20 protein-coding genes are annotated in these 24,070 nt (G+C 74.6%); 12 read left to right on the plus strand and 8 right to left on the minus strand.

The annotated features are described in order from the left end of the window. Positions 1 to 128: 128 nt before the first annotated feature. The 3 genes from AB0E83_RS00845 to AB0E83_RS00855 are packed head-to-tail and all read left to right on the plus strand — an operon-like array spanning position 129 to position 2,799. Positions 129 to 824 (plus strand): DUF5819 family protein, encoded by a 696-nt coding sequence (locus AB0E83_RS00845; protein ID WP_362104022.1) that lies wholly within the window; start codon positions 129 to 131, stop codon positions 822 to 824. Beyond that, positions 821 to 2,104 (plus strand): HTTM domain-containing protein, encoded by a 1,284-nt coding sequence (locus AB0E83_RS00850; protein ID WP_362104024.1) that lies wholly within the window; start codon positions 821 to 823, stop codon positions 2,102 to 2,104. Before AB0E83_RS00845 ends, AB0E83_RS00850 begins: the two co-directional genes overlap by 4 nt. Continuing rightward, positions 2,101 to 2,799: a TrmH family RNA methyltransferase gene (locus AB0E83_RS00855; RefSeq protein WP_362104025.1), complete on the plus strand. Its 699-nt coding sequence runs from the start codon at positions 2,101 to 2,103 to the stop codon at positions 2,797 to 2,799. The genes AB0E83_RS00850 and AB0E83_RS00855 overlap by 4 nt, the downstream gene beginning before the upstream one ends. Positions 2,800 to 2,820: 21 nt before the next feature. Here AB0E83_RS00855 and paaN read toward each other — a convergent pair whose 3' ends face one another. Then, the gene (gene paaN, locus AB0E83_RS00860) at positions 2,821 to 4,518 is read right to left on the minus strand and encodes a phenylacetic acid degradation protein PaaN (RefSeq protein WP_362104026.1); all 1,698 of its coding nucleotides are present in this window, start codon (positions 4,516 to 4,518) and stop codon (positions 2,821 to 2,823) included. Positions 4,519 to 4,702: 184 nt separating this feature from the next. Between paaN and AB0E83_RS00865 the strand changes: the two genes are divergently transcribed. Next, positions 4,703 to 6,211, plus strand: a complete 1,509-nt coding sequence (locus AB0E83_RS00865) for a 3-hydroxyacyl-CoA dehydrogenase (protein ID WP_362104270.1) — start codon at positions 4,703 to 4,705, stop codon at positions 6,209 to 6,211. 1 nt (position 6,212) lies between these two features. Further along, positions 6,213 to 6,803, plus strand: a complete 591-nt coding sequence (locus AB0E83_RS00870) for a TetR/AcrR family transcriptional regulator (protein ID WP_362104028.1) — start codon at positions 6,213 to 6,215, stop codon at positions 6,801 to 6,803. A gap of 96 nt (positions 6,804 to 6,899) precedes the next feature. Here the strand turns inward: AB0E83_RS00870 and AB0E83_RS00875 are convergent, their stop codons facing one another. Next, positions 6,900 to 7,466: an Lrp/AsnC family transcriptional regulator gene (locus AB0E83_RS00875; protein WP_362104030.1), complete on the minus strand. Its 567-nt coding sequence runs from the start codon at positions 7,464 to 7,466 to the stop codon at positions 6,900 to 6,902. Positions 7,467 to 7,643: 177 nt separating this feature from the next. Between AB0E83_RS00875 and pdhA the strand changes: the two genes are divergently transcribed. From pdhA to AB0E83_RS00910, 7 genes are all read left to right on the plus strand, one after another. Continuing rightward, the gene (gene pdhA / locus AB0E83_RS00880; RefSeq protein WP_362104032.1) at positions 7,644 to 8,804 is read left to right on the plus strand and encodes a pyruvate dehydrogenase (acetyl-transferring) E1 component subunit alpha; all 1,161 of its coding nucleotides are present in this window, start codon (positions 7,644 to 7,646) and stop codon (positions 8,802 to 8,804) included. Continuing rightward, complete coding sequence (locus AB0E83_RS00885; RefSeq protein ID WP_362104034.1) at positions 8,801 to 9,838, plus strand: alpha-ketoacid dehydrogenase subunit beta; 1,038 nt, start codon at positions 8,801 to 8,803, stop codon at positions 9,836 to 9,838. The genes pdhA and AB0E83_RS00885 overlap by 4 nt, the downstream gene beginning before the upstream one ends. Continuing rightward, positions 9,838 to 11,208, plus strand: a complete 1,371-nt coding sequence (locus AB0E83_RS00890; RefSeq protein WP_362104036.1) for a dihydrolipoamide acetyltransferase family protein — start codon at positions 9,838 to 9,840, stop codon at positions 11,206 to 11,208. The genes AB0E83_RS00885 and AB0E83_RS00890 overlap by 1 nt, the downstream gene beginning before the upstream one ends. 240 nt (positions 11,209 to 11,448) lie before the next feature. After that, a complete protein-coding gene (locus AB0E83_RS00895; RefSeq protein WP_362104038.1) occupies positions 11,449 to 12,459 on the plus strand; it encodes a DUF6457 domain-containing protein in 1,011 nt (336 codons plus the stop codon). Continuing rightward, a complete protein-coding gene (locus AB0E83_RS00900) occupies positions 12,456 to 13,841 on the plus strand; it encodes a molybdopterin molybdotransferase MoeA (protein ID WP_362104040.1) in 1,386 nt (461 codons plus the stop codon). The genes AB0E83_RS00895 and AB0E83_RS00900 overlap by 4 nt, the downstream gene beginning before the upstream one ends. Beyond that, the gene (locus AB0E83_RS00905) at positions 13,829 to 14,920 is read left to right on the plus strand and encodes a potassium channel family protein (protein WP_362104042.1); all 1,092 of its coding nucleotides are present in this window, start codon (positions 13,829 to 13,831) and stop codon (positions 14,918 to 14,920) included. Before AB0E83_RS00900 ends, AB0E83_RS00905 begins: the two co-directional genes overlap by 13 nt. A 37-nt stretch (positions 14,921 to 14,957) precedes the next feature. Beyond that, entirely contained in the window at positions 14,958 to 15,938 is a 981-nt protein-coding gene (locus AB0E83_RS00910; protein WP_362104044.1) for an NAD(P)H-quinone oxidoreductase, read from the plus strand. Between the two features lie 65 nt (positions 15,939 to 16,003). Here AB0E83_RS00910 and AB0E83_RS00915 read toward each other — a convergent pair whose 3' ends face one another. From AB0E83_RS00915 to AB0E83_RS00940, 6 genes are all read right to left on the minus strand, one after another. Continuing rightward, on the minus strand, positions 16,004 to 16,558 hold the full coding sequence (locus AB0E83_RS00915) for a bacterial proteasome activator family protein (protein WP_362104046.1): 555 nt from the start codon (positions 16,556 to 16,558) through the stop codon (positions 16,004 to 16,006). 97 nt (positions 16,559 to 16,655) lie between these two features. Further along, positions 16,656 to 19,523 carry an ABC transporter permease gene (locus AB0E83_RS00920; RefSeq protein ID WP_362104047.1) on the minus strand — a complete coding sequence of 956 codons (2,868 nt, stop codon included), beginning with the start codon at positions 19,521 to 19,523 and terminating at the stop codon, positions 16,656 to 16,658. Next, positions 19,520 to 20,263 (minus strand): ABC transporter ATP-binding protein, encoded by a 744-nt coding sequence (locus tag AB0E83_RS00925; RefSeq protein WP_362104049.1) that lies wholly within the window; start codon positions 20,261 to 20,263, stop codon positions 19,520 to 19,522. The genes AB0E83_RS00920 and AB0E83_RS00925 overlap by 4 nt, the downstream gene beginning before the upstream one ends. A 97-nt stretch (positions 20,264 to 20,360) precedes the next feature. After that, complete coding sequence (locus AB0E83_RS00930) at positions 20,361 to 21,053, minus strand: PadR family transcriptional regulator (RefSeq protein WP_362104051.1); 693 nt, start codon at positions 21,051 to 21,053, stop codon at positions 20,361 to 20,363. Between the two features lie 97 nt (positions 21,054 to 21,150). After that, positions 21,151 to 22,131 carry a hypothetical protein gene (locus tag AB0E83_RS00935; protein ID WP_362104053.1) on the minus strand — a complete coding sequence of 327 codons (981 nt, stop codon included), beginning with the start codon at positions 22,129 to 22,131 and terminating at the stop codon, positions 21,151 to 21,153. Between the two features lie 78 nt (positions 22,132 to 22,209). Beyond that, positions 22,210 to 23,847: a protein kinase gene (locus AB0E83_RS00940; RefSeq protein WP_362104055.1), complete on the minus strand. Its 1,638-nt coding sequence runs from the start codon at positions 23,845 to 23,847 to the stop codon at positions 22,210 to 22,212. Between the last annotated feature and the right edge of the window lie 223 nt (positions 23,848 to 24,070).

A 24,070-nucleotide genomic window follows, 5' to 3' on the forward strand; every position in this document is an offset into this window, starting at 1 on the left:
CTTCAATGGTGGGTCGGCGGCCCGTATGGTGTCAACCCTGTGGATAACCGCCTGCGCCGTTCGGGGCGCACAGGAGCGGGTCACCGGTGGGAACGGGATCGGGTGGGGAAGCCCGGGATCGGGGTGGGATGAGCGCGCACATCGACGGCAGCGCGGAACGGCGGCCGACCGGGGGGATCCTGGCGCTGTCCCTGCCGTACCAGGTGGTGGCCGCGGTGGCGCTCGCCGCCCTGGCCGTCCTCGCCTGTCTGCACCTGGCGATGGTGTTCCTGCACGTGGCGCCGTCGAACACGGTCACCCAGCGGCACGGCCAGGCCGTCGACGACTGGATCTACCCCGAGTTCGAGCAGAACTGGAAGCTCTTCGCGCCCAACCCGCTCCAGCAGAACGTGTCGGTCGAGGTCCGCGCCGAGGTCGTCGGCGCCGACGGCGCCGGCCGCACCACCGGCTGGATCGACCTCACCGCCCAGGACACGGCGGACGTGCGGGGCAACGTCTTCCCCAGCCACACCCAGCAGAACCTGCTGCGCCGGGCGATCGACTGGTACGGCAACGCGCACGACGACGAGGGCCGCCCCAAGGGCATGCGCGGCCGGCTCTCGGAGGCGTACATGCGCCGCATCGTGCTGCTCCGCATCGAGGGGCCCGGGGCGCGCGCGGACGTCGGAGGGAGGGTGGAGCGGATCCAGATCCGCCGGATCGCCCGGCCCGTGGCCGCCCCGCACTGGAGCACCGAGAAGCGCTCCACCACTCCCCACACCCGGCTCATGCCCTGGTGGGAGATCACCGACGCCGACCGCAGCCGTACGGAGACGAGCCGATGACCGCCCCCCTCCCCGGACCGGCCGCGGCCCCGGTCCGCGTCCCCCTCGACCGCAGGCTGGCCCGGGCGGCGCAGACCGTCACCTCGCGCGCGCTGGGCCCGTACCAGACCGCGATCGTCCGCATCGGCTTCGCGCTGACCTGGCTGTTCTTCCTGGTGCGGGAGTTCCCGCACCGGCACGAGATGTACGGGCCCGACGGACCCTGGTCGTTCGAGCTGGCCCGCCGGCTGATCGGCGACAACCGGGCGTTCACGGTCCTGATGTGGTCCGACGGGCGGCTCTGGTTCGAGGTGGTCTACGGGCTCGCGGTGGTCGCCGCCGCGCTGCTGCTCGTCGGCTGGCACACCCGGGCCGTCTCGGTGGTGTTCATGGTCGGCGCGCTGTCGTTGCAGAACCGGTCCGTCTTCCTCGGGGACGGCGGGGACAACGTGGTGCACCTCGTCTCGATCTACCTCACCCTGCTCCGCTGCGGCCAGGTGTGGTCCCTGGACGCCCGGCGGGCCGCCCGCAGGGCCGCCCGGGGCGAGGCGGCCGCCGGGCGGGTGGAGCTCGCCGGACCGGTCCTCTGGGTCGTCCTCGGCGGCTTCCTGGTCGCCGCGACCTGGTTCAGCCCGGTCACCGGCGAGTGGTGGATGTACGTGCTGCTGTGGGTGCTGTGGCTCGGCCAGGGCCTGTGGTGGCTGGTGGAGCAGTACGCGCCCGGCGAGCCCCGCACCCTGCTCGACGTGCTCGCGAACCTCACCCACAACGCGGCGCTCACGGTCCTCATGGCCGAGGTCTGCCTGATCTACGCCACCGCCGGCTGGTACAAGATCCAGGGGTCGCGCTGGCAGGACGGCACCGCGCTCTTCTACCCGCTGCACCTGGACTACTTCACGCCCTGGCCGGCGCTCTCCGAGCTCCTCGCCTCCAGCGGCATCGCGGTCATGCTGCTCAGCTACGGCACGGTGATCGTGCAGGTCGCCTTCCCGTTCACGCTCTTCCACCGCAAGGTGAAGAACGTCCTGCTCGTCGCGATGATGCTGGAGCACGCGGGGATCGCGCTCCTGCTGGGCCTGCCCGCCTTCTCGCTCGCGATGATCGCCGCCGACGCCGTCTTCCTGCCCACCGTCTTCCTGGTGTGGCTGGGCGCGCGCGTGGCCCGGGGCCGGGACCGGCTGCTGCGGCGGACGCCCGCCGCGGAGCCGCCCCCGCGGGCCGGGGCCGGCGGTGAGGACGGCGGGGAGGGGGCCGGCGGGAAGTCCGGCGGCGAGGACGCTGCCCGTACCCTCGTCGGGTGAGCACCACCGAAGAACACCCCGCGCCGGCCGGGGCCGAGCCGATCCAGTACGACGAGGGCTACGGCCCCGAGATCGGCGTCGGCCCGCACCCCGGGCCGTGGCCCGAGGACCCGCGCTACGACCGCGAGCTGCTGGCCGAGGGCGACCGGCGCAACGTCGTGGACGCGTACCGGTACTGGACGCGGGAGGCGATCGTCGCCGACCTCGACACCCGCCGGCACGACTTCCACGTGGCCGTGGAGAACTGGGGCCACGACTTCAACATCGGGTCGGTGGTGCGGACCGCCAACGCCTTCCTCGCCAAGGAGGTGCACATCGTGGGGCGGCGGCGCTGGAACCGGCGCGGCGCCATGGTCACCGACCGGTACCAGCACGTGCGGCACCACCCCGACACCGAGGCGCTCACCGCCTGGGCGGCGGCCGAGGACCTGCCGATCATCGGCATCGACAACCTGCCGGGCTCGGTGCCGCTGGAGCGGACCGTGCTGCCCCGCCGCTGTGTGCTGCTCTTCGGCCAGGAGGGGCCGGGACTGACCGAGGAGGCCCGCCGCCACGTGCGGACGGTCTGCTCGATCGCCCAGTTCGGCTCCACCCGGTCGATCAACGCCGGGGCGGCCGCCGCGATCGCCATGCACGCGTGGGTGCAGCGCTACGCGGAGATCCCGGGCGCCGAGGGGACCGCGGAGGCCCGGTAGGACCTCCGCGGGGAGCCCGGCTCACGCCTGGCGGCGCACCTCGATCACGCGGAAGCGGTTGGAGACGAAGGCGCCGTCGCACAGCGCCGCGTTCGCCGCCGGGTTGCCGCCCGAGCCGTGGAAGTCGGAGAACGCGGCCGTCTGGTTCACGTACACCCCGCCCGTCAGGTTGAGCGAGAGCTGCGCCGACTCCTCCAGACAGATCTCCTCCACGGCCCGCTCGACGTCGGCGGAGGTCGTGTACGCGCCGACCGTCATCGCGCCCTTGTCGCGGATCGTGCGCCGCAGCAGCTCCAGGCCGTCGGCCGTGGAGTCGACCGAGACGGCGAAGGAGACCGGGCCGAAGCACTCGGAGAGGTACGCGGCCTCCGCGTCCGGCTTGGTGCCGTCCAGCTTCACCACGACCGGGGTGCGGACGACCGCCTCCGGGAAGTCCGGGTTGGTCACCTCGCGGGAGGCCAGGGCCACCTCGCCCAGCCCGGCGGCCGCCTCCAGGCGGGCCTTCACGTCCGGGTTGACCAGGGCGCCGAGCAGGGCGTTGGCCCGGGCGTCGTCGCCGAGGAGGCCGCCGACCGCGGCGGCCAGGTCGGCCACCACCTCGTCGTAGGACTTGGGGCCCTGGTCGGTGCTGATGCCGTCGCGGGGGATCAGCAGGTTCTGCGGGGTGGTGCACATCTGGCCGCTGTACAGGGACAGCGAGAACGCCAGGTTGGACAGCATCCCCTTGTAGTCGTCGGTGGAGTCGATCAGCACCGTGTTGACGCCGGCCTTCTCCGTGTAGACCTGGGCCTGGCGGGCGTTGGCCTCCAGCCAGTCGCCGAATTCGGTCGAGCCGGTGTAGTCGATGATCCGGATCTCCGGGCGGACGGCCAGGTCCTTGGCGATGCCCTCGCCCGGCCGCTCGGCGGCCAGCGCCACCAGGTTCGGGTCGAAGCCGGACTCGGCGAGGACCTCGCGGGCGACCCGCACGGTCAGCGCGAGCGGGAGGACCGCGCGCGGGTGGGGCTTCACCAGGACCGCGTTGCCCGTGGCGAGGGAGGCGAACAGGCCCGGGTAGCCGTTCCACGTCGGGAAGGTGTTGCAGCCGATGAGCAGGGCGACGCCGCGGCCGACGGGGGTGAACTCCTTGCTCATCTCCAGCGGGTCCCGCTTGCCCTGCGGCTTGGACCAGGCGGCCCGGCCGACGGGGGTGCGGGTCTGCTCCTCGTACGCGTACGCCACCGCTTCCAGGCCGCGGTCCTGGGCGTGCGGGCCGCCGGCCTGGAACGCCATCATGAACGCCTGGCCGCTGGTGTGCATGACGGCGTGGGCGAACTCGTGGGTGCGGGCCGAGATCCGGTCCAGGATCTCCAGGCAGACCAGGGCGCGCGTCTCGGGTCCGGCGTCGCGCCAGGCGGGCAGGCCGGCGCGCATCGCGGGCAGCAGCACGTCGATGTCCACGTGCGGGTACTCGACGCCCAGCGCGGGGCCGTACGGCGAGACCTCGTCGCCGGCCCAGCCGTCGGTGCCCGGCTGGTCGAGGTCGAAGCGGCCGTTCAGCACCGCCTGGTGGGCGGCGAGGCCGGCGGCCGCGTCCAGCGAGCCGTCCGACCCGTAGGCCTTCGGGTGCTCCGGGTACGGCGACCAGTAGGCGCGGCTGCGGATGGTGGCGAGGGCCTGATCGAGCGTGGACCGGTGCTTCTCGGCCAGAACGTCGGTGGTCGGCTGGGCGGTGGCCATGAGTGGACCAACTCCTCGTCGAGCTGGGCAGGGAGACACGTACGGAGTTAGAGTAACCGAACGATCGGTCGGGACAAGGGGGTCCGTCGGTCCTGTGGAAAACCCATCGGGGAGGATCACTCCTATGAGCGCTGACACGGGCGCCACCGCGCACACCAACGGGACCGGCAGGGGGAGCGCCACCATGGACGAAGCGATCGGGCGGGACCGGACCGTGGCCGTCGTCGGCACCGGCACCATGGGCCAGGGGATCGCGCAGGTGGCGCTGGTCGCCGGGCATCCGGTGCGGCTCTACGACAGCGCCCCGGGCCGGGCCGCCGAGGCCGTCGCCGCGATCGGGGCCCGCCTGGACCGGCTCGTCGAGAAGGGACGGCTGGACGCCGCCGCGCGCGAGGCCGCCGCCGGGCGGCTGCACGCCGCGGAGGACCCGTCCGAGCTCGCCGACGCGGCGCTTGTCGTCGAGGCGATCGTGGAGGACCTGGCGGTCAAGCAGCGGCTCTTCGCCGACCTGGAGAAGGTCGTCCGCGACGACGCCCTCCTCGCCACCAACACCTCCTCGCTCTCCGTCACCGCCATCGCCGGGGGGCTGCGGCTGCCCGGCCGCTTCGTCGGCCTGCACTTCTTCAACCCGGCGCCGCTGCTCCCCCTCGTCGAGGTCGTCCGCGGCTTCGCCACCGAGGAGACCGCCGTCACGCGCGCGTACGCGACCGTCGAGGCGTGGGGCAAGACGCCGGTGCGGTGCGCCGACACCCCCGGCTTCATCGTCAACCGCATCGCCCGCCCCTTCTACGCGGAGGCCTTCCGCGTGTACGAGGAGGGCGGCGCCGACCCGGCCACCATCGACGCCGCGCTGCGCGAGTGCGGCGGCTTCCGGATGGGCCCCTTCGAGCTGACCGACCTGATCGGGCAGGACGTCAACGAGGCCGTGACCCGCTCCGTGTGGGAGTCCTTCTTCCAGGACCCGAAGTTCACGCCGTCGCTGGCGCAGCGGCGGCTGGTGGAGTCGGGGCGGCTGGGCCGCAAGTCGGGGCACGGCTGGTACCCGTACGCGGAGGGCGCGCGGCGGCCCGAGCCGCACACCGCGGAGCCGGCGCCGGCGCCCGGGCGGATCACCGTCGAGGGCGACCTCGGCCCGGCCCGGGAACTGATCGCCCTGGCCCGCGAGGCCGGGATCGCGGTGGACGAGACGGAGGAGGACCGGGGCACCCGCATCCTGCTCCCGGGCGGGGGACAGCTGGTGCTCGCCGACGGCCAGACCTCGGTCGAGTTCCGCGACGTCGTCTACTTCGACCTCGCCCTCGACTACCGGACGGCGACCAGGGCCGTGCTCTCGGCCTCCGGGACCACGTCCCGGGAGACCGTGCGCGAAGCGATCGGCCTGTTCCAGGCGCTCGGCAAGAAGGTCAGCGTCATCGGGGACGTCCCCGGCATGATCGTCGCCCGCACGGTGGCGATGCTGATCGACCTCGCCGCCGACGCCGTCGCCAAGGGCGTCGCCTCCGCCGAGGACATCGACACCGCGATGAGGCTGGGCGTCAACTACCCGGTGGGCCCGGTCGAGTGGAGCGGCCGGCTCGGCCCCGCGTGGGCCCACGAACTCCTCGACGAGCTGCACGCGCGGGTGCCCACCGGACGGTACGCGCCCTCCCTGGCGCTCTACCGCCGGACCTACGCCGAGATGGACGGTGCATGAGATGACCACGGCCAGACGCGACACCTACACCCCCGAGACGCTGCTCTCGGTCGCGGTGAAGGTCTTCAACGAGCGCGGGTACGACGGCACGTCCATGGAGCACCTGTCCAAGGCGGCCGGGATCTCCAAGTCGTCGATCTACCACCACGTGGCGGGCAAGGAGGAGCTGCTGCGGCGGGCGGTCAGCCGGGCGCTCGACGGGCTCTTCGCGGTCCTCGACGAGCCGGACGCGCAGCGCGGCCGGGCGGTGGAGCGGGTCGAGTACGTGACCCGGCGGACCGTCGAGGTGCTGATAGCGGAGCTGCCGTACGTGACGCTGCTGCTGCGGGTGCGGGGCAACACGGCGACCGAGCGGTGGGCGATGGAGCGCCGCCGGGAGTTCGACCACCGGGTGGCGGAACTGCTCGGGGCGGCGGCGGCCGACGGCGACCTGCGGTCCGACGTGGACATCCGGCTCGCGACCCGGCTCCTCTTCGGCATGATCAACTCGCTGGTGGAGTGGTACCGGCCGCATCCGGACCAGACGGAGCGCGACCAGCTCGCCGAGACCGTCGTCCACCTGGCCTTCGACGGGCTGCGGAAGGCCCGCTGAGACCGCGGAAGGGGCCGGAAGGCCCGCTGGAGGCCGCGGAAGGGGCCCGGGGGACGGGAACGCTCCCCCGGGCCCCTTCCTGTTCCCCGCGGGCCGTCAGGGCCTCGGGTCGGCGTCCAGGTCCATCTCGTCGAAGACCAGCAGGGTGCGGGTGGAGAGCACCTCCGGGATCGCCTGGAGGCGGGTGAGGACCAGCTCGCGCAGGGTGCGGTTGTCCGGGGTGTGGACCAGCAGCAGGACGTCGAAGTCACCGCTGACCAGCGCGATGTGCGCGGCTCCGGGGAGCGCCTTGAGCTGTTCGCGGACCGTGCGCCAGGAGTTCTGGACGATCTTGAGGGTGATGTAGGCGGAGGCGCCATGGCCCGCCCGCTCGTGGTTGACCCGGGCGCTGAAGCCGCGGATCACGCCGTCGTCGATGAGCCGGTTGATCCGGGCGTACGCGTTGGCCCGGGAGACGTGCACCCGCTCGGCGACGGACCGCACGGAGGCGCGTCCGTCCGTCTGGAGCAGTCGCAGGATGTCCCGGTCTATCGCGTCCAGCGGCCGCGCCGGGACGGCGTGCGCCGGCGTGTCCGGGGGCGCGCTCAGCACCTCGTCCGTGATCTCCCCCGCCGCGTCGTCCGGGGCACCGCCCCGGGCCGCGGCCATTTGTTCATCCGCCATGTCCCCCCGCCTCTCTCCGGTGGACGACCTGTCTCCATCCCAGGCTGTGGAGAACCGTTTGTCCACAGGATGACGGCGCCTGTAGCCAAAATGCCTCCACGACCGAACAATCGGTAGGTGAGGCGCGCCACACCCGCGCCACCCGCCTTCGGGTCTTATGCCCGCTCCCACGAGGAGGTGGACTCGTTGCAACAGCGCAGTTCGACAGTCCAGGAGCCGCTCGCCGACGCGGCCCACCGGCCCACGCCGCCGCCCGCCTGGCGGCCGCGGACCGACCCCGCCCCGCTGCTGCCCGACGCCGAGCCGCTGCGCGTGCTCGGCACGGACGCCGTGGCCGACGCCGACCCCGCGCTGCTGCGCCGGCTCTACGCGGAGCTGGTCCGCGGCCGCCGGTACAACGCCCAGGCGACCGCCCTCACCAAGCAGGGCCGGCTCGCGGTCTACCCGTCCACCACCGGCCAGGAGGCGTGCGAGATCGCCGCCGCCCTCGCCCTGGAGGAGCGGGACTGGCTCTTCCCCTCGTACCGGGACACCCTCGCGGCCGTCGCCCGCGGCCTCGACCCCGTGCAGGCGCTGACCCTGCTGCGCGGCGACTGGCACACCGGCTACGACCCGCGCGAGCACCGCATCGCGCCGCTGTGCACCCCGCTCGCCACCCAGCTGCCGCACGCCGTGGGCCTTGCCCACGCGGCCCGTCTGAAGGGCGACGACGTCGTCGCCCTCGCCATGGTCGGCGACGGCGGCACCAGCGAGGGCGACTTCCACGAGGCGCTGAACTTCGCCGCCGTCTGGCAGGCGCCGGTGGTCTTCCTCGTGCAGAACAACGGCTTCGCGATCTCCGTGCCGCTCGCCAAGCAGACCGCCGCCCCCTCGCTCGCCCACAAGGCCGTCGGCTACGGCATGCCGGGCCGGCTGGTGGACGGCAACGACGCGGTCGCGGTGCACCAGGTCCTCACCGAGGCCGTGGCCCGCGCCCGGCGCGGCGGCGGCCCGACCCTCGTGGAGGCGATCACCTACCGGATCGACGCCCACACCAACGCCGACGACGCCACCCGCTACCGCGAGGACGGCGAGGTCGAGACCTGGCGGGCCCACGACCCGGTGCTCCTCCTCGAAAGGGAGCTCACCGCGCGCGGCCTGCTCGACGAGGAGGGCCGCCGCGCGGCGGCCGAGGCCGCCGAGACGATGGCCGCGGAGCTGCGCGAGCGGATGAACGCCGACCCGGTGCTCGACCCGATGGACCTCTTCACGCACGTGTACGCCGAGCAGACCGCGCAGCTGCGCGGGCAGGCGGCGCAGCTGCGGGCCGAACTCGAAGCGGAGGACGAGAGCCGATGACGACGGCGACGACCGGCGCGGCTGCCGCGAAGGCGGCGGGCCGGCCCAAGCCGGCCACCATGGCGCAGGCGCTCCAGCGCGCCATGCGCGACGCGATGGCCGAGGACCCGACCGTCCACGTGATGGGCGAGGACGTCGGCACCCTCGGCGGGGTCTTCCGGGTCACCGACGGGCTCGCGAAGGAGTTCGGCGAGGACCGCTGCACGGACACGCCGCTGGCCGAGGCGGGCATCCTCGGCACCGCCGTCGGCATGGCCATGTACGGCCTGCGGCCGGTGGTGGAGATGCAGTTCGACGCGTTCGCCTACCCGGCGTTCGAGCAGCTCGTCTCGCACGTGGCGCGGATGCGGAACCGGACGCGCGGCGCGATGCCGATGCCGATGGTGATCCGGGTGCCGTACGGCGGCGGGATCGGCGGCGTCGAGCACCACAGCGACTCCTCCGAGATCTACTACATGGCCACCCCCGGCCTGCACGTGGTCACCCCGGCGACCGTCGAGGACGCCTACGGGCTGCTGCGGGCGGCCATCGCCTCCGACGACCCGGTCGTCTTCCTGGAGCCCAAGCGGCTCTACTGGGCGAAGTCCGACTGGTCGCCCGAGGCACCCGCGCGCGTGGAGCCCATCGGCAAGGCCGTGGTCCGGCGCCGCGGCACCAGCGCCACCCTGATCACCTACGGCCCCTCGCTGCCGGTCTGCCTGGAGGCGGCCGAGGCGGCCACCGCCGAGGGCTGGGACCTGGAGGTCGTGGACCTCCGTTCGCTCGTGCCCTTCGACGAGGAGACCGTCGCCGCGTCGGTGCGGCGCACCGGCCGCGCGGTCGTGGTCCACGAGTCCGGCGGCTTCGCCGGCCCCGGCGCGGAGATCGCCGCCCGGATCACCGAGCGCTGCTTCCACCACCTGGAGGCTCCGGTGCTGCGGGTCGCGGGCTTCGACATCCCCTACCCGCCGCCGATGCTGGAGCGGCACCACCTGCCGGGCGTCGACCGGGTCCTGGACGCGGTCGCGCGGCTCCAGTGGGAGGCGGGCAACTGATGGCCCAGGTCCTTGAGTTCAAGCTCCCCGACCTCGGCGAAGGACTCACCGAGGCCGAGATCGTCCGCTGGCTGGTGGACGTCGGCGACGTCGTCGCGATCGACCAGCCGGTCGTCGAGGTCGAGACCGCCAAGGCGATGGTCGAGGTGCCCTGCCCTTACGGGGGCGTGGTCACCGCCCGGTTCGGCGAGGAGGGCACCGAACTCCCCGTCGGCGCCCCGCTCCTGACGGTCGCCGTCGGCGGCGGCGCCGACCCCGGTACGCCCCCGGCGGCGGGCGCCGCGCCCGCTCCGGCGCAGGACGCCGACGCGGCCGTCTCCTCCGAGTACTCGGGCAACGTCCTCGTCGGCTACGGCACGGCGGGCCCCGCGGCCCGGCGGCGCCGGATCCGCCCCCAGTCCCCGGCCGTCGTCCATCCCACGCCGACAACGACGGCCGGTCCCACCCCGACGGCCCAGGCGGCCCCCGCCCCGGCGGCCGTCGCCGCGCCGGCCGGACCGGTGCCGGTCATCTCCCCGCTGGTGCGGAAGCTGGCCCGCGACCGGGGCCTCGACCTGCGGGAGGTGCGCGGCTCGGGACCCGAGGGCCTGATCCTGCGGGCCGACGTCGAGCGGGCCCTCACCGCCCGCGAGACGCCCGTCGCCGCGCCGGCCCCGGCCCCCGCCGCGTCCGTGACGGCCGCCGGGGAGCGGGTCCCGCTGCGCGGACTGCGCGGAGCCGTCGCCGACAAGCTCTCCCGCAGCCGTACCGAGATCCCCGACGCGACCTGCTGGGTGGACGCCGACGCCACCGAACTCATGGCCGCGCGGGCGGCGATGAACGCGGCGGGCGGGCCGAAGATCTCGCTCCTCGCGCTCCTCGCCCGGATCTGCGTCCACGCCCTGGCCCGCTTCCCCGAGCTGAACTCCACCGTGGACACGGCCGCCCGCGAGATCGTCCGGCTGCCCGGGGTGCACCTCGGTTTCGCCGCCCAGACCCCGCGCGGGCTCGTCGTCCCCGTGGTCCGGGACGCCGGGACCCGGACCGCCGAGTCGCTGACCGAGGAGTTCGCCCGGCTCACCGAGTCGGCCCGGCAGGGGGCGCTCACCCCGGCCGACCTCACCGGCGGCACCTTCACGCTCAACAACTACGGGGTCTTCGGGGTGGACGGCTCCACGCCGATCATCAACCACCCCGAGGCGGCGATGCTCGGTGTCGGCCGGATCATCCCCAAGCCCTGGGTCCACCAGGGTGAACTGGCCGTCCGTCAGGTGGTGCAGCTCTCGCTCACCTTCGACCACCGGGTCTGCGACGGCGGCACGGCCGGCGGCTTCCTGCGGTACGTCGCGGACTGCGTCGAGCAGCCCGCGGTCCTGCTCCGCACGCTCTGACCGGCGAAGGCCGGGACCGCGCGGCTCCGGCCGTACGGCCCCGGCCCGCGCGGCTCCGGCCCGTACGGCCCCGGGACCGCGCGGTTCGCGCCCGTACGGATCCGGGACCGTACGTACGGCCCCGGGCCCGCGTGCTCGGAGCCGTACGACGGACCGGTCGGAACCGGCCGGAACCGGTCGGTCCGTCTCATCAGGAGACCGGCCGGGCGCCGAAGGACGGCGGCGGACCATACTGCTGGGGTGACCACCGCACATGACGCCGTCGTGCTCGCCGGGGGAGCCGCGCGGCGCCTCGGGGGCGTGGACAAGCCGGGGGTACGGGTCGGCGGCCGGCCCCTCCTCGACCGGGTGCTCGCCGCCTGCGCCGGAGCCCGCCGGACCGTGGTCGTCGGCGACCCGCGCCCGACCTCACGGCCGGTCCGCTGGACCCGCGAGGAACGGATCGGCACGGGCCCCGTGGCCGCCCTGGACGCGGGCGCCGCCGCGCTCCGCTCCCCCGACACCGACACCGACACGGACACCGGCACCGGAACCGGCACCGACACCGGGGCCGGATCCGCCCCCGAGGTCCTGCTCGCGCTCTCCGCCGACCTGCCCTTCCTCGGGGAGCCGACCGTGCTCCGGCTCCTCGCCGCGCTCGACGCCGAGCCGGAGGCCGAGGCCGCGCTGCTGACCGACGCGGACGGACGCGACCAGCCGCTCGTCGCCGCCTACCGGGCCGGCCCCCTGCGCCGTGAGCTCGACGCGCTGCGGCACGCCCACCGGGGCCTCGACCACCTTCCCCTCAGGCTCCTCACCGGCGGGCTCCGGGTCGCCCGGGTCCCGGCCGACCCGGACGCGCCCCTGGCCTCCTTCGACTGCGACACCTGGGAGGACATCGCCACGGCCCGCGCCCGCATCAGGGACCATGGAGCCGTGCTGGACGAATGGATCACCGCAGTCAAGACCGAACTGGGCATCGACCTGGACGTCGACACCGGCGTCCTGCTCGACCTGGCCCGGGACGCCGCCCACGGCGTCGCCCGCCCCGCCGCGCCCCTGACGACCTTCCTCGTCGGCTACGCCGCGGCGAAGGCCGCCGAGAGCGGCACGGCCCCGGCCGAGGCGGTCGCCGAGGCCTCCCGCAAGGCCGCCGCCCTCGCCCAGCGGTGGGCGGCCGAACAGGCAGAGCAGGCCGAGCAGCCCGAACAGGCCGGCCAGCCCGAACAGGCCGGTCAGGCCGGTCAGGCCGGCCGGGACGAGGCCGGATGACCCCCGGACAACCCCCGCCCTCCCCCGTGCCCCCGCCCTCCCCCGCGCCCGAGCGGGGGCACGGGCACGGGCACCACCGGGCCACCCCCTGGCCCGAGGCGCGCGCCCTCGCCGCCCGTGCCGGGGCCGAGGCCCGCGCGGCGACGGACCGCGCGCCCGTCCGCGTACCGCTCGGGCAGGCGCTCGGCCGCGCCCTCGCCGAACCGCTGCGGGCCCTCACCGACCTGCCCTCCTTCGACAGCTCCGCCATGGACGGCTGGGCGGTCGCCGGACCGGGCCCCTGGCGGGTGCGCGAGGAGTCCGTCCTCGCCGGGCACCCCGGGGCCGGCGCCCTCGCCCCCGGGGAGGCGGTACGCATCGCCACCGGCGCCCGCGTCCCCGCCGGCGCCACCGCCGTCCTCCGCTCCGAGCACGCGCGCACCGAGCCCTCCCCCGTGGGGACCGGACCCGGCGCGGCCGGAACGGTTCTGCTGCACCCCCTCCGCGAGGTCGTGACCGGGCAGGACATCCGCCCCCGCGGCCAGGAGTGCCGCACCGGCGACGAGCTGCTGCCCGCCGGGTGCCCCGTCACCCCCGCCGTCCTCGGTCTCGCCGCCGCCGCCGGCTACGACGAGGTCGCCGTGGCGCCCCGTCCCCGTGTGGAGGTCCTCGTCCTCGGCGACGAGCTGCTGGCGGCCGGTCTCCCCCACGACGGCCTGATCCGGGACGCGCTCGGCCCGATGCTCGGGCCCTGGCTGACCGCGCTCGGCGCCGAGGTCCTCGCGACCCGCCGGATCGGCGACGACGCCGAGGCGCTCCACGCGGCCGTCACCGGTTCCGCCGCCGAACTCGTCGTCACCACCGGCGGCACCGCCGCGGGGCCGGTCGACCACGTCCACCGGGTCCTCGACAAGGCGGGGGCGACCCTCCTGGTCGACGGGGTGAAGGTCCGCCCCGGCCACCCCATGCTGCTCGCCCGGCTGGACGCCGGGCGCCACCTGGTGGGCCTCCCCGGCAATCCGCTCGCCGCCGTCTCCGGCCTCCTCACCCTCGCCGCGCCCCTGCTGGCCGCCCTCGCGGGAGCCGGGGGGCCGGGGGCCTCCGGAGGGCCCGGGGACTCCGGGGCTCCCGCCTCGGTCCCGCTCCGGGACGGCGTCCAGGGCCACCCGTACGACACCCGGCTCGTCCCCGTCGTCCACCGGGACGGGGGCCTCGTGCCCCTGCACTACAACGGGCCCGCCATGCTGAGGGGCATCGCCGCCGCCGACGGCATGGCCGTCGTCCCGCCCGGGGGAGCCGAGGCCGGCCGGCGCCCGGCACTCCTCGCCCTCCCCTGGCCGACGCAGAACGCAGTGGCCGGCGAGACGCCGCCCGCGCCCGCCCAAGGAGCATGTTTCACGTGAAACTTCCCAGCCGTGACGTCATGGCCCGCCATGCCGACGAGAAGGTCTCCGGCTCGCGGATCCACCTGCCCCGCCGGACCGTGGAGCCGCTCCGCCAGGTCAGCCGGCGCATCCTCATGGCCCTCGGGGTCCTGTTCCTGACGGTCCTCATCGTCTACGTCGACCGCGACGGCTACCACGACAACGCCAACGACACCGTCGACTTCCTCGACTGCGCCTACTACGCGACCGTCACCCTCTCCACCACCGGATACGGCGACATCGTCCCGTACAGCGACTCCGCGCGGCTCGTCAACATCCTGGTGATCACGCCGTTGCGCGTGCTGTTCCTGATCATCCTGGTCGGCACCACCCTCGAGGTCCTCACCGAACGGACCCGGGAGGAGTTCCGCCTCAAGAAGTGGAGGTCCAACTTGCGCGACCACACCGTGATCGTCGGCTTCGGGACCAAGGGGCGGTCCGCGATCCAGACCCTCTGTGCCACCGGTCTCCGCAAGGACCAGATCGTCATCGTCGACCCTTCCGGCAAGGTCATCGAGGCGGCCAACCTCGACGGCTTCGTCGGCGTCGTCGGCGACGGCACCCGCAGCGACGTCCTGCTCCGGGCGGAGGTGCAGCGGGCCCGCCAGATCGTCATCGCCACCCAGCGCGACGACACCGCCGTCCTGGTCACCCTGACGGCACGCCAGCTCAACCGGGGCGCGAAGATCGTCGCCGCGGTCCGGGAGGAGGAGAACGCCCCGCTGCTCCGCCAGTCCGGTGCCGACGCGGTCATCACCAGCGCCTCCGCCGCCGGCCGGCTGCTCGGCCTCTCCGTGCTCAGCCCCAGCGCGGGCACGGTCATGGAGGACCTGATCCAGCAGGGTTCCGGACTCGACCTGGTCGAGCGCCCGGTGACCAAGGCCGAGGCGGGCCGGAGCGTCCGGGAGACCGACGACCTGGTGGTGAGCGTGCTGCGCGGCCACCGGCTGCTCAGCTACGACGACCCGGCGGCGAGCCCCCTCAAGCTCACGGACCGGGTCATCACCATCGTCCGGGCGGCCCCCGTCACCCCGCTCACCACGCCGCCGGAGGACTGAGCGGACGGAGGACGGGACCGGGAGTAGCCTCGCCGCCATGCATGCGATCACGATTCCGGAACCCGGCGGCCCCGAGTCCCTGGTCTGGGCCGAGGTGCCCGATCCCGTGCCCGGCGAGGGCGAGGTCCTCGTCGAGGTGGTGGCGAGCGCCGTCAACCGCGCCGACGTCCTCCAGCGGCAGGGCTTCTACGACCCGCCGCCCGGCACCTCGCCCCATCCCGGCCTGGAGTGCTCCGGCCGGATCGTCGCCCTCGGCCCCGGCGTCTCGGGCTGGTCCGTCGGCGACGAGGTCTGCGCGCTGCTCGTCGGCGGCGGCTACGCCCAGCGGGTCGCCGTCCCGGCGGGCCAGCTGCTGCCGGTCCCGAAGGGCGTCGACCTGGCCACGGCCGCCGCGCTCCCCGAGGTCGCCTGCACGGTCTGGTCCAACGTCTTCATGATCGCCCACCTGCGTCCGGGCGAGACGCTGCTCGTGCACGGCGGCGCCAGCGGCATCGGCACCATGGCGATCCAGCTGGCCAAGGCGGTCGGGGCGAAGGTCGCGGTCACCGCGGGCAGCCCGGAGAAGCTGGCCCGCTGCGCCGAACTCGGCGCGGACGTCCTCGTCGACTACCGGACCCAGGACTTCGTCGAGGAGGTGCGCGAGGCCACCGGCGGGGCGGGCGCGGACGTGATCCTGGACATCATGGGCGCCAAGTACCTGGAGCGGAACGTCCGGGCCCTCGCCTTCAACGGCCGGCTCGTCGTCATCGGCCTCCAGGGCGGCGTCAAGGGCGAGTTGAACCTCGGCGCGCTGCTCGCCAAGCGGGCCGCCGTGATGGCGACGACCCTGCGCGCCCGCCCGCTCCAGGAGAAGGCGGCGATCGTCGCGGCCGTCCGCGAGCACGTCTGGCCGCTGGTGGAGGCGGGCACGGTCCGTCCGGTCGTCGACCGGACGCTGCCGATGCGGGAGGCCGCCGAGGCCCACCGCGTCCTGGAGTCCGGCGCCCACGTCGGCAAGGTGCTGCTGCTCGCGCCGTGAGGTGTACGGGGACGGGCCCGGCGCACGCGGTGTGCGCCGGGCCCGTTCCCGTCACGGCGGCAGCCCTACAGGTACGGCCCCGAGCCGACCGCGCGGCCGTGCCCGCGGCCGCCCTCGTCACCGTCGTCGTCGTGCGAGGCGCCGGGGGGCAAGGCCCGCCGCATCTGCTCCAGTTGGGCGCGGGCCGCCATCTGCTGGGCGAACAGCGCCGTCTGGATGCCGTGGAAGAGACCCTCCAGCCACCCCACCAACTGGGCCTGCGCGATGCGCAGTTCCGCCTCGGAGGGGATCGCCTCGTCGGTGAACGGCAGCGACAGGCGCTCCAGTTCCTCGACCAGTTCCGGCGCGAGCCCGTCCTCCAGCTCCTTCACGGAGCTGGCGTGGATCTCCTTGAGCCGTACCCGGCTGGCCTCGTCGAGAGGTGCCGCCCGAACTTCCTCCAGAAGCTGCTTGATCATGCTGCCGATCCGCATGACCTTCGCAGGCTGCTCGACCATTTCCGTCACCGGGACCTCGCGGGATTCGTCGTCGCCCTGGGCGCCGCCGAGTGCCATCCCGTCCTGTCCCACGATGAGGACCTGGGGGCTCTCCGGCGACCTGTCATTCCTCGGCATCTCCATGCCGCCATTCTCTCGCACACGTGCTTCCCCACCAGGTGTGCCCGGGGAGAAGGATGATCCACCCTTCTCCCCGGGCACGGCCGGTCACGGAAAGACGTCAGGTCGCCTCGCGGCGGGCCACCGCGCCCTTCGAGCGGGTCACCAGGGCGGCGAGCAGCGCCGCGCCGAGCGGGACGGCGACGAGCAGGGCCGCGAGCGTCTCCCAGGGGATCACGATCGGCACGTACGGCGGGGTGAGGTCGCCGCCCCAGCCTTCCGCGAGGGTCCGCTCGTGGAAGCGGAGCTGCTCGCGCTCCTCGGTGAGCCGCAGTCCGACCGCGGGGAGCAGTCCGGCGACGGAGCCGAGGACGACGCCCATGGCGGCGACCACCCCGCACTGGAAGCCGCTGAGGGTGCGGCGGACGCGCGGCGGGGCGCCGACGGCGGCCAGCGTCTTCAGGTCGGCCTCGGCGTCGGCCTGGGCGAGGCCGGTGGCGATGCCGGCGGCGCCGATGGTGACCAGGCCGGCGAAGAGGGTCAGCGCGAGCAGGAAGATGCTGTCGTCGGAGACGTAGCCCTCCTCCACGGTGAGGTCGACCCCGGCTCCGAGGGCGGCCAGTTCCGCGTCGAGCTTCTGGCGCTGCTCGCTGCTCGGCAGGGCGTCGGTGCTGAAGTAGGCGCCGACGGGCACGGTGGCGAGACCGGCGGCCTTGGCGGCCGCGGGGGTCATGAGGACCTGGAGGCCGTAGGAGTCCGGGTCGCCGGTGACCAGGTGGGCGGGGATCCGGGAGACCTTGCCCGGGGTGGGCTTGCCCGCCATCGAGGCCCGCTCGGCGGCCTTCAGGTCGGTGACCTGCTTGATGCCGATCGTGCCGTCCTTCTCCACCAGGGGCCGGGAGAGGACGACGGCCTTGCCGTCGGCGAGGGCCCGGACGGCGCCGGGGTCGTCGATGCCGAGGACCTTCAGGAGCCGGGCGTCGCCGACGAGCAGCCCGCCGTCGATGTAGACGCCGCCACCGCCCGAGGTCTGCTCGCAGCGCCAGTCCTCGTGGAGCATCGTGCGCCGCTGCTGGGGGGTGAACTTCTCGGACGGGTCGCTGCCGTCGGTGGTGGTCGCCCACATCGGGCACTCGTTGGCGGGCGGCATCAGCAGCTCGTACTGGCCGCAGCCGTCGCCGCCGCCCCAGGCGGGGCAGCCGGGCTTGCCGACGGCGACGCGGGAGACGTCGGCGCGGGTCTCGACGGAGAAGTAGCGCTGGACGGCGTCGGCGACGGCGGGGACGTCCCGGCCGCCCTCCTCCGTCTGGAGGAAGGAGACGGCGCCGTGCGGCAGGCTGGCGGTGTACTGGGCGCGGTACTGGGCGTCGCTGCTCGACGTGTACGTGGCGACGGCGACGGTGCCGGCGACGGCGGCGAGGACGGCGGCGACCGCCGGAGCCGTACGGCCCCGGTTGCGGACGGCGTCGCGCAGCGCGAGCCGCGGGGAGAGCGGCAGCCAGCGGCCGACCCGGCCGAAGAGCCCGACGAGGGCGGGGGTCATGGCGACCACGCCCAGCTCGGCGATGGCCGAGCCGCCGGCGACGATGACGAACTGGTCGGTGACGACGGAGCCGTAGAGGGCGATCGCCGCGCCGAGGAGCAGCGCGATCAGGCCGACGACGGGCAGCACCTTGCTGGTGGAGCGGACGCCGCGGCGGCCGGTGAGCGAGGCGAGCACGGTCTGCCGGGAGGCGGTGACGGCCGGGACGACGGCGGCGAGCAGGCCGGTGAGGACGGCGAGCAGTGCGATGCCGAGGAGCTCCAGCGGGCGGACGTCGAAGGCGCCGAACCGTTTCCCCATGTAGTCCTCCAGCCACGGCTGGAGGGCCAGGGTGAGGACCAGGGCGAGGACGGTGCCGATGACGGCGGCGGAGACGCCGATGACGAGGCCGCCGCTGAGGACGATGGCGCGGATGTGGCTGCGGGAGCCGCCGTTGGCGCCGACCAGGCCGAGCTGGCGGCGGGAGCGGCGGGCGCCGACCGCGAAGGCGGGGCCGGCGAGCAGGCAGATCTCCAGCATCGCCAGGCCGACGACGGTGGCGAGGGAGGCGAGGAGCATGGCGTCGGCGCCGTCGCTGGACCCGAAGCCGCCCCAGCCCTCCTGCTGGTAGAGCGGGACCTCGGAGTCGGCGGGCGGGTCGAGCTGGACGGCCCGGGAGGCGACCGAGACGCCCTTGGCGTTGATCGCCCGCACGTCGTTCCACGTGAAACCACCGGAGCGCTGCACCAGGTACGAGGTGGTGGAGCCGGGCGCGAGCGCTCCCGCCTTCTCGGCGGCCTTCCCGTACGGGGCGAGGAAGGCTCCGGGAAGCGCGGTGATCTGGGCGGCGTCCAGGTCGTCCGGGAGCTCGTAGGAGCCCACGATCCGGTACGGACGGTCGAAATTGCGAGCGGAAACGGTCGAGCCGACCGAGAGCCCGCTCTTCTCCAGGAACGCCGAGGTGGCGATGACCTCGTCGGCCTTCCGCGGGTGCCGCCCGTCGAGGAGCGTCGTGATGCCCCGGGCCATCGGGTCGTCGGTCTTCAGCTCCCGGACGTCGGTCTGGAGCAGGCCGTGGACGGTGGTCAGCTTGGCCGCGCCCTGGGTGTCGGTGATCCAGCGGGCGCCGGCCGGTATGACCTTGCCGGGGTCGGTGGAGCCGCTGGGCCAGGGCTCGTTGTCCGCCGGTTCCTTCGCCGGATAGACGTTCTTGCCGTCGGGCGACTGGTGGACCGGGACACCGCCGAAGCCGGGGTCGCGGAAGGCGGCGTCGGCGGCGCCGATCGACCGCTCCAGGCTTTCGGTGACGGAGAGCTCGGAGCTGCGGATGGTGAGGTCGGCGGCGCTGACCCCGAGGATGGGCAGGGCGATCATCGCGAGGACGAGCGAGCTGCGGCCCTTGGCGCGCCAGGCGTCGCGGCGGGCGATGCGGACGGCCGCCCGCCAGGAGTGGAACCAGTTCTTCACGCCTCGGCCACCCGGCCCGTGAGGAGGGAGTCGGCCTCGCTGCGCACGGTCTGGTCGACGATGGCGCCGTCGCGGAGGAAGACGACCCGGTCGGCCCAGGCGGCGAAGCGCGGCTCGTGGGTGACGAGGACGCCGGCGGCGCCCGCGTCGCAGCGGGAGCGGAGCAGGGCGAGGACGGACTCGCCGGTCTCGGAGTCGAGGGCGCCGGTGGGCTCGTCGGCGAGGACGAGCCGGCGGTCGCCGACGAGGGCGCGGGCGATGGCGACGCGCTGCTGCTGGCCGCCGGACATCTCGTCGGGGAAGCGGTCGGCGAGGTGGCCGAGCCCCATCTCCTCCAGGGCGGCGAGCGCCTCGCCGCGCGCCTTGCGGGCGGAGGTCCCGTCGAGCTCCCGGGGCAGGGCGACGTTCTCGGCGGCGGTCAGCGCGGGGATGAGGTTGTAGTCCTGGAAGACGTAGCCGATGCTGCGGCGGCGCAGGGCGGCGAGTTCCTTGAGCCCGGCGGTGGTGATGTCGGTGCCCTCGACGATCACCTGGCCGGAGGTCGGGGTGTCGAGGCCGCCGGCGATGGTGAGCAGCGTGGACTTGCCGGAGCCGGACGGCCCCATGACGGCGACGAGTTCGCCCGGGTGCACGTCGAGGTCGATCCCGCGCAGGGCGTGCACCTCGGTGGCGCCCGACCCGTGGACCCGGGTCAGGTTCTGCAGGCGCAGCACGGGCTGCGCGGAGAGCGGTGTGGACATCGGTTGATCCCCCTAGGGCGCGCGGAACCGCGCACGGTGAACGAAGAAGTAGAGAGAAGCGAGAGGACGGATTCGGTACGGGGCACCGGGCCCTCGGTCAGCGGCCCCGGCGCGCGGCCCCGCCCGCCCCCGCCCCGCCCGGCCCGGCCACCGGAACCCCGGCCCCCGCCCCCGCCCCGGGCCCGCGCCGGGCCCCACCCCCGGCACCCGGCTCCGGAGCGGTGACGGCGGTCGTGGCGGGGGCGGTGGCGGAGAGGCGGATCAGGCGGGACTCGCAGTGGTCGAGCCAGCGGGCCTCGGCCTCGGTCTGGAAGATCAGCTGTTCCAGGACGAGGAGCCAGGCCACGTCGTCGCGCTCGCGCGAACCGCCGCCCTCCAGGGCGGCGAGGGCCTGGGCCTTGAGCCGGGTGTAGTCCTGCATCGCCTTCACGGTGTGGCGGCGCTGGGCCTGGATGACCTCGCGGATGTCGACGCCGGGCGCGCCGACGGCCATGGCGAGCTTGATGGCGAGCTCGTCACGGGCGGGGCTGGTGCGGTCCACGGGCTCCTCGAACCAGGTGCGCAGCGCGGCGCGGCCGGCGTCGGTGATCGCGTAGAGCGCGTGGCCGGCGCCGTCCTCGCCGTTCTGGGCGACGAGGCCGTCCCGTTCGAGCCGGCCCAGGGTCGTGTAGACCTGGCCGACGTTGAGGGGCCAGGTGGCGCCGGTGCGGGACTCGAACTCGGTGCGCAGCTGGGAGCCGTAGCGGGGGCCGTGTTCGAGGAGGGCGAGGAGCCCGTGGCGGATCGACATACCGGGTATGTATACCGGGTATGCCGGGGGCGGCCAACCGTCGTGGGACGGATGCGGAGGGTCCGACTCAGGGGGGACCCGGGAGTTCCCGGAGGGGTCAGCGGCGGCGCAGCCGCAGCCCCAGGAAGCCGAGGCCGAGCCCCATCAGGATCAGCCCCACGCCGAGGGTGAGCAGGGGAACGCGCTGGTAGGAGGGGGCGACGGCGTCCTCGACGGCGAGCCGGGGGGCGGCCGCGGGGCGGGTGGCGCGGGCCGCCTCGGGGCGGCCGGTGGCCTCCTCCTCCCGTGCCACGGCCTCCTCCTCCGGGAGGCCCTCGGGGGCCTCGGATTCTGTAGCGGTTCTGTCACGGGAGGGGGTGGCGGTGGCGTCGGTCTCCGTGGGCTCGGTCGTCTCGGGGCGCCCGGGCCGGGCGCGGCCCTCGCCCGCGGGCCGGCCGGCGAGCGAGGGCGAGCCGGTGGGCGAGGGGGCGTCACTGGTGCGGGCGGCGGGCTTCCCGGGCCGGGCGGCGGGCTTCCCCGGCCGGGGCCCCGCGGTGGCGGTCGTGCCGCGCGCGGAGGGGGTGGCGGAGGAGGCGGGCGCGGTGGTTCCGGCGGGCGCGGAGGGCCGCCCGGCCGTGGTGGTGGCGCCCGGTGCCGGGGTCGTACCGCCCGGCCGGGGAGCGGCGTCCGGGCCGCCGGTGGCGGTGCCGGTGGCGGTGGGCGCGGGCGGGGAGGCGGACGGCCGGACGGGGGCGGTGGAGGAGAAGGAGGAGGGCGCGGTGGGCCCGGCGGCGGGGCCGTGCGCGGGGCCGCGGGTGGGGACGTGAGCGGGAACGGCCGCGCGCCCGGCCGGGGCCCCCGGGGTCCCGGAGGCCCGTACGGGGCTCCCGGACGGGGTCTCGGCGGCCCGGGCGAGGGGCGTGCCGGAGATTCCGTACAGGGTGAAGGCGCAGGCCAGGGCGGGGGCGAGTGCGGTCCGCCGGAGGGCGGGGCCGGCTCGGCGGGCACGCGCGCGTGCCCGTGCCCGTGTCCGGGGGCGACGGCGTCCGCCGCCGTCGCCGCGTCCGCCGCTGCCGGTCCCGCCGCGTGTGGGAGTCACCGGGAAACCCTCCCCTGCCGTGCCGCCGAGGTGTCCGACTCAGCGTCACATGTCGGGACGTTCCCGGCATCCGGGCGGCTACTTCTGGGGGTTGCCGGTGGAGATCTCGAAGGTGAACTCGGCGTCCTTGGGGAGGATCTCCGTGCCGGCCGGCGGGTACTGCTCCAGGACCGTGTCCTCGCCGTAGGTGTTCTCGTCCACCGGGGTCTGCTTCTTGGTCTTCCAGCCGGCGGCGTTGAGGCAGTCCTTCACCGAGGTGAGGTTCTTGTAGGTGAAGTCGGGCACCTCGAACTTCTCGGGGTCGTCGCTCGACTCCCGCGGCTCGGTGCACTCCTTCGTCTCGATGGTCTTCGACAGGTCCGGGCCCTTGTGGCCGGGCCGGTCGGTCTGGGTCTCCCCGGTCTGGCCGGTCTGCCCGGTCCCGCCGGTGCCGCCCGCGACGGGGTCCTGGTCCTTCTCCCAGGGGGCGACGGCGATGAGCACCCCGCCGATGGCGACCAGCGCGACGACGACCGCGCCGACGAGGACCGGCATGGAGCGGCGCGGGGCGGCGGCCGGCGCGGGCGCGTAGGAGACCGGCGGCGGGGTCTGGTAGCCGGGGGCGGGCGTCGGGGCCTGCTGCGGGTAGCCGTACGCGGGGCCGGGGGCCGGCGCGGGGGCCGGGGTCGGCGGCCCGTACGGGCCGGGCTGCGGGGCCGGCGGCTGGTAGGGCTGCTGCACCCCGTGCGGGGTGTGCGGGGGCGGGGTCTGGCCGACCGGCGGGAAGACGGCCGAGCCGACGCCGGAGCCGCTGTTGACCGGGCCGCCCGCGACGATGACCGGGGCGGCGGTCTGGCCGGCGGCGAGCACCCGCAGGCACTCGTCGCGCATGGCGGCGGCGCTGGGGAACCGCTCGTTCGGGTTCTTCCGCAGCGCGCGGGCGACCAGCGCGTCCATCGCGGGCGTCACCGAGCGGTTGACGGACGACGGGGCGACCGGCTCCTCCTGCACGTGCGCGTAGGCGATGGCGAGCGGGGAGTCCGCGTCGAAGGGGAGGCGGCCCGTCAGCAGCTGGAAGAGCATGATGCCGACCGAATAAAGGTCGGAGCGGGCGTCCACGGGCCGGCCCAGGGCCTGCTCGGGGGAGAGGTACTGGGGGGTGCCGACGACCATGCCGGTCTGGGTCATCGAGGTGACCCCGGACTGCATGGCGCGGGCGATGCCGAAGTCCATGACCTTCACGACGCCGCGCTTGGTCATCATCACGTTGCCGGGCTTGATGTCGCGGTGGACCAGGCCCATCTCGTGGCTGACCTCCAGGGCGGCGAGCACGTCCGCCGTCACCTTCAGGGCCTTGTCGGCGGGCATCGCCCCGTACTGGCGGACGTCGGAGGCGAGCACCGAGCCGAGCGGCTGCCCCTCCACGTACTCCATGACGATGTACGGCATGAGGCCGCCGTCGAGGGTGTCCTCGCCGGTGTCGAAGACCGAGACGATGTTGGTGTGCGAGAGTTTCGCCACGGCCTGCGCCTCGCGGCGGAACCGCTCGCGGAAGGACTGCTCGCGGCCCAGCTCGGTGTGGAGCGTCTTGATGGCGACCTGCCGGTCCAGCGCGCTGTCGTACGCGAGGTAGACGGAGGCCATGCCGCCCTCGCCGAGGAGGTCGCGCAGCTGGTAGCGGCCGTTCGCGACCGAACCGCCCGCGTAGCGTCCGCCCTGGGCGCCGTCGTGGCTCATGTGTGCTGTCCCCCTGCGCCCCGCGGCGTCGGTCTGTCGTCTCCGGCCGGACCTCGATATCCGGCCGATTCTGCGCCAAGTCTGCCCGAGGCCCCTGACACGTCAAGCCGCGTGCCCGTTCCGTGACCCTCCGTACGGCCGTCGTCGCGCGGGGGCCGGGCGAAACTCACGGAATTTGCACAGGCGTACACGAGAAGGGTTGGATGGCCGGTCATCGCGGACC

It is taken from the genome of Streptomyces sp. NPDC035033 (assembly GCF_040636735.1).
In the GTDB taxonomy this organism is placed as follows: Bacteria; Actinomycetota; Actinomycetes; order Streptomycetales; family Streptomycetaceae; genus Streptomyces.